At 40.3% G+C, this 8,733-nt stretch carries 10 protein-coding genes and 1 tRNA gene; 2 read left to right on the forward strand and 9 right to left on the reverse strand.

Going from position 1 to position 8,733, the window contains the following annotated elements; genetic code table 11:
- From C7B62_RS22550 to moaC, 4 genes are all read right to left on the reverse strand, one after another.
- Nucleotides 1-2,167 (reverse strand): glycosyltransferase (locus tag C7B62_RS22550; RefSeq protein ID WP_199194331.1); only part of this gene is annotated, 2,167 nt, incomplete at its 3' end.
- Between the two features lie 241 nt (nt 2,168-2,408).
- Nucleotides 2,409-2,708: a DUF3181 family protein gene (locus C7B62_RS22555; RefSeq protein ID WP_106242740.1), complete on the reverse strand. Its 300-nt coding sequence runs from the start codon at nt 2,706-2,708 to the stop codon at nt 2,409-2,411.
- On the reverse strand, nt 2,708-2,959 hold the full coding sequence (locus C7B62_RS22560) for a 2TM domain-containing protein (protein WP_106242744.1): 252 nt from the start codon (nt 2,957-2,959) through the stop codon (nt 2,708-2,710). The genes C7B62_RS22555 and C7B62_RS22560 overlap by 1 nt, the downstream gene beginning before the upstream one ends.
- Before the next feature lie 55 nt (nt 2,960-3,014).
- Nucleotides 3,015-3,521: a cyclic pyranopterin monophosphate synthase MoaC gene (moaC, locus tag C7B62_RS22565; protein ID WP_106242747.1), complete on the reverse strand. Its 507-nt coding sequence runs from the start codon at nt 3,519-3,521 to the stop codon at nt 3,015-3,017.
- Nucleotides 3,522-3,590: 69 nt separating this feature from the next.
- On the opposite strand from moaC, the gene C7B62_RS22570 reads away from it, so the two are divergent.
- Nucleotides 3,591-3,664, forward strand: a tRNA-Arg gene (locus tag C7B62_RS22570).
- A gap of 157 nt (nt 3,665-3,821) precedes the next feature.
- Here the strand turns inward: C7B62_RS22570 and C7B62_RS22575 are convergent.
- From C7B62_RS22575 to dnaA, 5 genes are all read right to left on the reverse strand, one after another.
- On the reverse strand, nt 3,822-4,241 hold the full coding sequence (locus C7B62_RS22575) for a lipopolysaccharide assembly protein LapB (RefSeq protein WP_106242749.1): 420 nt from the start codon (nt 4,239-4,241) through the stop codon (nt 3,822-3,824).
- A 34-nt stretch (nt 4,242-4,275) separates the two neighbouring features.
- Nucleotides 4,276-4,773, reverse strand: a complete 498-nt coding sequence (locus C7B62_RS22580) for a hypothetical protein (RefSeq protein ID WP_106242752.1) — start codon at nt 4,771-4,773, stop codon at nt 4,276-4,278.
- Nucleotides 4,774-4,972: 199 nt separating this feature from the next.
- Entirely contained in the window at nt 4,973-5,458 is a 486-nt protein-coding gene (locus tag C7B62_RS22585; RefSeq protein WP_106242755.1) for an allophycocyanin subunit alpha-B, read from the reverse strand.
- A 184-nt stretch (nt 5,459-5,642) separates the two neighbouring features.
- The gene (locus C7B62_RS22590) at nt 5,643-6,404 is read right to left on the reverse strand and encodes a biotin/lipoate A/B protein ligase family protein (RefSeq protein ID WP_106242758.1); all 762 of its coding nucleotides are present in this window, start codon (nt 6,402-6,404) and stop codon (nt 5,643-5,645) included.
- A 150-nt stretch (nt 6,405-6,554) separates the two neighbouring features.
- Nucleotides 6,555-7,925, reverse strand: coding sequence for a chromosomal replication initiator protein DnaA (gene dnaA, locus C7B62_RS22595; protein WP_106242766.1), 1,371 nt, complete (start codon nt 7,923-7,925; stop codon nt 6,555-6,557).
- A 209-nt stretch (nt 7,926-8,134) separates the two neighbouring features.
- Between dnaA and def the strand changes: the two genes are divergently transcribed.
- Nucleotides 8,135-8,680, forward strand: coding sequence for a peptide deformylase (def, locus tag C7B62_RS22600; protein WP_106242761.1), 546 nt, complete (start codon nt 8,135-8,137; stop codon nt 8,678-8,680).
- The last annotated feature ends 53 nt before the right edge of the window (nt 8,681-8,733 follow it).

Genomic DNA, 8,733 nt, shown 5'->3' on the forward strand with positions numbered 1-8,733 from the left:
GTCTGAGGAGGAGTTTCAACATAATTAGAACAGACTGTAGCTCGTTAGGAATCTTGCGTATTTCCCATTGACCAGGGCGACAATAGAGCATTTCTACCAGTTCACGATGTTGCTCAGTAGTGACATTTTTAAACTTAACAATCGCATGTAATGCACCATCTCTAGTAAAACTGCGAGTTACTTTGCCAGAGAGAATCAAGATTTCTGGGATTAGTTCCACCATCACCTTAGTAGATAGATGAACTGGGGAATCTAAAATTATTTCTACTCCTTCTTCTGAAATTTTTTGTGTTGTACCCTGGTGAACTTGGCGATCGCCATAGATATTAATTTCTTGTTTACGGCTGTACCATTCATACAAGCTGAGTTTTGGTAGATCGAGCAGGGTCATCATGGCAACGGCAATAGTGACTAAGTTATATGCACCCCAGTACAAACTTAAGTTTATTCCAGTTTCGGGAAGACTGAGCAAGCTCATCCCAAAACTAATTAAAGTTGCTCCTAATAAAATTGTCATGGGTAAAGCTAAAGACCAATTATAGTTAAATTTATCTCTAGCCAAGCCTTTGGGGGTAACTTTAAACCCTTTGCCAAACGGGTTTAAGAGTACTTTAATTACGGTGATAAAGACAGGAATTGCCTGAACAATTGAGTAAACATCAGAAAGCAAAATTGAGCGCGAGCGCCTATTAAGCCAGGAAAATACGGTTAGCAGCAAGACATAGTAGGGTAGAATGACATAGACAGTTTCAGGTAAGGTAGTCAGAATCGGGTTTAACTGTCCAAAAGTACAGATGATCGGCACAAATAGAAAAAAGACACGGGGAAAACAGGTCAACCAATGTACTAAACCTTCAAGGTGTGCAAATCTCTGCCAAAGATTTAAACCTGGGATAGTTAGAGGATTGGACTTAATAAAGAATGCCTGTAGAGTGCCTCTTCCCCAACGTAACCTTTGGTCGATATGCGCACCAATGCTCTCTGCGGCTAAACCTGCACTGAGTTTTTCATTCAGATAGGCAAGCTCATAACCTCGAGCTGATAGGCGAATTCCTGTGAAATAGTCTTCACTGACTGAATCGGTGACAAAATAACCTATTTCTTGCAAAGCATTGCGTCTAGCGACAAAAGACGTTCCCGCACAAACTACACTACCTGCACCATCTCTAATTGGCTGGAGATAACGGTAGAAAACTTCTTCTTCTGGAGTTAGAACATCCTCTAAACCTAAGTTGCGGGCAATCGGGTCAGAATTATAATAGCTTTGAGGGGTCTGCAATAAACCTAGTTTGGGGTTGTGAAAAAAGCCAACGGTGCGCTCTAAAAAATTAGTTGTCGGTACAAAATCGGCATCGAATACCACCACTAACTCGCCGTTGGTTTGTTTGAGAGCATTATTGAGATTACCAGCTTTAGCATAGGAATTATCTGGTCGAGTAATGTAATGACAGCCTAATTCTTGTGCTAGCTGTTTCATACTCTGTCTACGGGTATCATCGAGAACATAAATCTGTTTGCGATCATAGTTCATTGCCTGACAACCAATGATAGTTCTTTTAACTATAAAGTCAGGTTCATTATAGGTAGGAATTAAAACATCTACCGTAGGATTGTAGCGACCTTCTTTCACAGCAATACTGCAACGATCTGCTTGGCTGGTGCGGTTTTTGGCAGTTAACAGTAATAGCATTTGAAATGCAGTACCAATCATGGCTAATAGTTCCATGCTCAAAAGAGTGATACTAAAAATACCGTCCACTGGGTTAGCAAGGTTCAGAGTACAAAGCGATCGCCAGAGAAAATAGCGGACAAACAAGACAAGACAAAGCGTGGCAATCAATCGTTGTGACCACACTTTAGGTTCAGGAGATAATTTCATTACCACTTGAGCCATTACAAACAAAATCAACGTCGGCACAAGCAAATAGTAATTACTATCTAGCTGTGGCGGCATCAGCCATTGAGGATGTTTAGACTGAATTAAATGTAGGCGCACAAATAATTCGGTGACGTGACTGTTGCCCAATAACCACGAAATAGCGATCCCGCTCACAAAACCTAAAGCTGATAAAATTATCAAAGTAGGAGCTTGAAGGTTAAATTTACGCCATGATTGCTGTGGATTGCAGACTCTTTTATTTCCTGCTACGGGCTTGATAGTTTGCATTAGTTAGAGTTGTCCTACCATTTCAAGTGACGCTAGCTTAACAAAAGATTTGTAAATTTCTCGTTAACACAAGGTCGAACTTTGAAGATTTTGTGGTAGTTTCGTTAAAAACATGGCAAAATCAGGATCTACGAAGCTTTTCCTGGCTATAAAAATATAATTTTAGCCCCACGATCCAGAAGATTTGAAGATTTATTATGTACAGGGAAATCTGCTTAAATTTGCCAAGTGATATTTGCGTTTACATATCTTGTTGATATTCTTCCAATAAATCAATTAGATTCATTTGACACTGCATCGGCAATAATTGGCTCAAGGGTAATTCTGTCTTCCCGCCACCAAGCTTAACGGGAATCTCTTCTAAGACAGCAGCAACTGCCTCCTCCGTTAAGGAATTATCTTCAAGCAGAGAATAAATCTTCTCGGCTACAGTGGTGTGTAAGTGAGCATCGTTGAGATATAAATGCCACTTGGCAACATCAATGTAGATATTTTCGCCAATTTTTGCTGCTAACGCTTCAATTTCTCTTGTGGTAGCCATTAGGTTTTACTTGTAGTGTAATCTGCGATCGCTTTAATGTAGATGAAGTGCAAGCCCAAGATCCCAAACCAGATCCCATTAACCCACAGTAGCCAGGGCCATTGCGTCGATTTTAAAATATGGACAAACCATAAGCCAGAATTAGTGGCTGCGTAAATACCAACGTGAATTGCAAAATTCATTAAGTCATCAAGACGACGATATTCAGGATCGGCTTGGCGATCGGGTTCACGAGGCCAACGAGGAGGCATAGGTAATAATTAAATAAAAAGTATACATATTCGACATTACTCTTATTGTATCTGTTTAGCTGCTTTTTCCTCCAGCAAAATAATCTCCCGATTTGCCCCCTGTTTTACTCACAAGACGAATTTCCGAGATCTGCATTGATTTTTCTAATGCCTTGGCCATGTCATAAAGAGTTAATGCTGCCACCGACACGGCAGTTAAAGCCTCCATTTCTACTCCTGTTTCTGCCTTGACAACTACCTTTGCCTGAATTTCATATCCAGGTAAGGTGGGATTGGGAGTAATTTCCACCTTGATTTTATGAATTGGTAGGGGATGGCACATTGGAATTAAGTTAGCCGTCTGTTTTGCTGCCATGATGCCAGCAATTTTTGCCGTCCCCAGCACATCTCCTTTTGGTGCGTTGCCCGCTTCAATAGTACTAAAGGTTTGAGTAGACATAATTACTTTGCCAACGGCGATCGCCTCTCGACGAGTGATTATTTTCTCTGAAACGTCGACCATTTGCGCTTCTCCGCGATCGTCAAGATGGGATAGGGATAAAAATTGCTCTTTTTCTTGCATTGCTTTACCTTGTTCTGCTACTATTGAACACTGTTGGGTAATTAAAGTAAAACACCTTAATTTAGTTAAGGGCGAGTAGCTCAGTGGATTAGAGCATTTGGCTACGAACCAAAAGGTCAGGGGTTCAAATCCCTTCTCGCTCATTTATCTTAAGCGCCTGTTAAGTTTACAGGCCTAGTATTTAATAATAGAATTCAAAAAATCCTCAAAATCCTCTAGTTGTTAGAGTAATCTCAACTATAAAAGTATGCATAATAGCGATCGCAGAATCTCAACAGTCATCTAGCTCCAGTTGCCTATTTACTCGCTATTTGCTGGAGCTTTCGGTGTTGCGCTTGATTTAGCTTCCTGTTGTTTAATTAGCTTTAAGATCCCCGCATACTGTTTCTGTTCAGGATAGTATTGTGCCAGTTTTTCTAAGCTAGGAATAGCTTTTTGGGGATCTGTTTGGATATAAATCTGAGCTAATCCTTCTAAAGCCGTCACATTTTTTGGTTCTCGCTCTAATACTTTTTCATACCCAGTTACTTGTAGCTTAATTTGCTCTTCCATCGAGGGTGCATCAGGATCGGTAGCTGCAACATTATTATTAGGTTGACTAAAAACACTGCCGAGAGCGATCACTAATGTTGAACCTGCAAATCCCAAACCTAAAACCAGGGTGACAACACGGGATAGTTTTCTGCTGGTTGTTTCTTGTTTATTTTTGCTCTTAGCCATCAAAACTAGCTCCTAATTTCATATTTCTATCTGCTTAAAACTTCCACTCATAAAAGGCTAGTATACCCACTGTAAATCCGAACCAACAGAGTCCCACTAAAATTGCCGAAGATAACCAACGACTAAAGCCTACCAACTGTAAATCTAGCTTCCCCAAGAAAACCGCCGCAATTAAGACCAGAAAACGGGCAAATAAGTCTATTCGCTGGACAATTATGGCAAAAGCGAAAGCAGCCAAAAAAATTGATAAAAATGATCTGGTATCTGACTTTAACCAATTATTTAAACCGACAGTTATAAGCAACACAGGAGAAGTCAAAAGGATTACCACCAGGCTAATTCCTAGTACAGCAGCACCATAGAGAATTATGATTCTCACGGAATCTTTAACAATGTAGGTTAAAAAGCTTTTCTTCTCAATCAGTTGATAAATCCAAGGCCCATATAGAAAACCTTCTATAGCATAGGTTAAAACTAACAGCAGCAAGGAAAATACCAGAGAAAACCGTGGGTTATGTTTAAGCCGAGTCATAAGTAAAACAATAGGTAACTGAAAATAGATTTAGAGCGTAATAGTCTTTTGGCAGACGTAAAGGTCGTATTTTACTGCGCGATCGCGTCTTAATCACTTACCTTCACGAGGGGATTTTTGAGACTAAACAGCATCGCCTCAAACCTATAATCAATTACCTAATTAAATCAGCATTGAATTTGATTAGCTGAATTTGAATCTATGCCATGCTTTGAATAATGTAGTCAAAATAAGGCGCAGCCTCTTGAGCATCTTCTTTGCTGAGTAGATCTACTGACGCATTTTTGAGACAGCGAATCGCATCAACCATCCCAGGGACAGGCACTTGCAGAGAATTGTACATCTCTCTTACACCAATTAGACCAGATTTTTCGATTGGGTCTTTATCTCCCGCCATAACGCCATAAGTAACTAGACGAAGATACCAACCGAAATCTCTCAGACACTGATTATATTGCTTTTGACCAGAAGCATTTCCCCCCGCAGAACGATACTCAGGGTGCATCCTAAACAAAGCTTTTCCTGCTTGATCGACGATTTTCTTTTCGTTATCGGCTAAAGTTTGGGCAATCCGCACGCGCTGTTCGCCAGTAGTTAAAAAGTTTTTAATGCCTTCTAGTTCACCGCTACTAGGGTAGCGCAGTTCGTCATCTGCTTTGAGAATGACTTGACTAACTATGCTCATAATATCTGAATCAGTTTAATTAACTTTAATAATCTTAGTATCTCAACAAAGAGAAATCATTGAGAGGAATGCTGGGGTTTCCCCAACTTTCTACAACAGTCTCCTGGATCGGGCAACCCCTGGCAGCTTTTTTTACATGAATCTTCACCCAAAAAAAGCGCCGATGTTCACAGGGCTGTTGCGCTTATTCTACTCTCGTGTTGGCAATATCTTGCCATTCCTTGGTAGACAAAGGTTGCTTTACTAAATCAATCTTAAAAATTGCGCTCGCAGCTTGAACCAATCTTTCAATTATTTTAGCAGTCAGGTCGCTCTGAGGATCTCTGGTTAAGGGATCGCTTTGCTGGGGGATAACCTCACATAAATTTTGCGCTAAATCTGTCTCAAACATCTGCCGATATAGCTGCTTGTCTGTATTTAAGATCATTGACCCATGCTGCAACAACGCTTTTCCGCGACGAAGTTGAGCGCTACCAATTACTTTATTACCAGCGGTGGTGAGCAAATCTGCACCTGTGGCCGTGGCAAAACAATTTTGCTGCTGAATATATTCTGTGGTGGCAATACCATAGTTCAAGTCCACACCAAGCGATCGCCAGCCAGTAATTAGGAACTGACATATGTGTTGATACACTTCCAACCTCTTTCCTGGTGCAATTGAAGTTACGATAGCATAGGTTAAATCTCCTTGATGCAGAACTGCTCTACCGCCTGTAGGACGACGGATGATGTCAAGGGGTTGACCTTGCCAAGTTAAATCATGCCAAGAGTCGGGATATTCTGACTGATGATATCCTAAAGAAATCGCCGCTGGTTGCCAAGTATATAGCCTCAAGGTTGGAGGGTGTTTTCCCTGACGATGCTGCTCAAGCAAATAACGATCAATTGCCATCTGCATCGCCCCTGATGCTTCCATCGGCGGTATGTAACGCCATTTAGAACTCATGGAAGATAATTCGCTCCTAATAGTTAGCAAATTTAATTGGTAATAATCTTCAGTATGGTCTAATCTTCTGTCAAAACTGTGGATAACTTGTGGATAAACTGGGATATTGATTACTTTTCTGTGGAAAAACTCTTTTACTGTGAGTTTGAATTAAGTTTGAAACTTTTGTCGGCTGACAAAATTAATGCGATCGCTCAATAAAGAAATTGTTTGATTCAAAGCGCGATCTTTTCTTAGCTGTTTGGCAATTTTGTCGCAGCTATACATCACCGAAGTATGATCTTTACCCCCAAATTTTTCGCCAATGCGGGGTAAGCTTAGGTCAGTATGTTGTCGCATCAGATACATGGCGATATGTCGAGCATTACTAATCTCTCTGCGTCGGGAACTGCTTTTTAAATCTTCGATCGAAACATTTAAGATCTCTACCGCCACTTCTAAAATAGTATCTGGGGAAGCTGTAATTTGTTCTACTTTTGGATTTAGAGCAGAGGCAATATTTTCCACCGTCATTGATAGGTTAGAAAGAGAAATATAGGCGATCGCTCTAATTAATGCTCCCTCTAATTCTCGAATGTTAGAAGTATATTGACTAGCAATATATTCGACTGCTTCTCGTGGTAAACGAATATTTTCTGATTCGGCTTTCTTTTGTAAAATTGCCATGCGGGTTTCTAAGTCTGGCACTTGTACATCGGCAATCAAACCCATAGAAAATCTAGAACTCAAACGCTCCTGTAGTTTAGGAATTTGCTGAGGCGGGCGATCGCTGGCTAAGACTACTTGTTTTCCTGCTTCGTGTAGAGTATTAAAAGTGTGGAAAAATTCTTCTTGAGTGTATTCTTTCCCTTCGATAAACTGAATATCATCTATCAGCAAAATGTCAGCAGTGCGATAATGCTCACGAAAAGCTTGAATGCTATCGTTACGAATCGCCACAATTAGATCGTTAGTAAATTGTTCGGTCGAAACATAAAAAACTTTAGCTTCAGGGTTAATTTCCAGATGATAATGCCCAATTGCCTGCATCAAATGAGTCTTGCCTAATCCCACTCCTCCACAGAGAAATAGGGGATTAAAATCTCGTCCAGGAGACTCTGCTACGGCTAAAGATGCAGCGTGTACCATACGGTTTGTCGGTCCCACCACAAAACTATAAAAAGTATATTTAGGGTTTAACTTGTTCGGCTTGAGGGCATTTTTGTCGCCAGCAGATGTTTGCTGCTCCTGAGCCAAATCAGTTGATTTGCTCAACAATGATAGATCTTGCCCTTGCTGAGACTTGAGACAAATTTCCCAAGATCTTCCCGTAACTTCGGTAACGGCATCACTAATAATGCCTAGATAATGCTTTTGCAAATGGCTCATCACAAAAGCATTAGGGGTCACAATAGTTATTTTCTGAACATCAAAGCTTTCAATGATGGCATTCTGAATCCAAGTTTCAAAGGTAGGGCGACTTAACCTTTGTTTAAGAAGTTCTAGAACGTTTTCCCATAATTGCTCTGAAGAAATTGCCACTCTATTATCTGACCAGCGAAGATGATATGAAGTCAAGCTCGGCTACTTCTCCAGCAGCTTGCAAAATTAACTTGTAAGATTTTACCAGTAGAGTTGGATTAGGATCGGTAATATTTACTATCAAAATTCTAATCGTTAAAACTTCCTTGATAGACAATATACTTCATGAACAACTTTTGTGAAATCTAGTAATCAACGTAAATTAATCCATGAACAGTCCCTCTGTCGCCCTAATAGGCTCACCTGTACTTAGAAGCCGAGCGCAACTCGTTGGGCAAATCCCAGACCATAATATCATAGAGCTTATTGACCGCTTAATTGACACTGTAATTGCCAATCAAGGAGTAGGAATTGCTGCACCACAGATTTCTCAACCTTACCGCATTTTCATCATTGCTTCTCATCCCAGCGATCGCTATCCTCATGCTCCAACTATGCCACCAACAGCAATGATTAATCCTCGTCTGCTGTCTCATGGTCAAAACATCGTCAAAGACTGGGAAGGATGCTTAAGCGTACCCAATACTAGAGGTTTAGTCCCGAGATATCAGCAAATTAAGGTTGAATATACTACTAGATCTGGCGAAGTAAAACAGGAAATTCTCACAGACTTTATTGCGCGTATTTTTCAGCATGAATTAGATCATCTCGATGGCATTATCTTTACAGATCGCATTAGCGATCCGCAAGACCTATATACAGAAGCTGAATATCGTCAGTTAATTAAAAAATCAACACAAAAAATAACAAGTTGATTTTCTGCTCAAATTCAGACTAAGACAAGCATGAAAATATATCAGTCAAATAC

Source organism: Pleurocapsa sp. CCALA 161, from assembly GCF_003003995.1.
GTDB lineage: Bacteria > Cyanobacteriota > Cyanobacteriia > Cyanobacteriales > Xenococcaceae > Waterburya.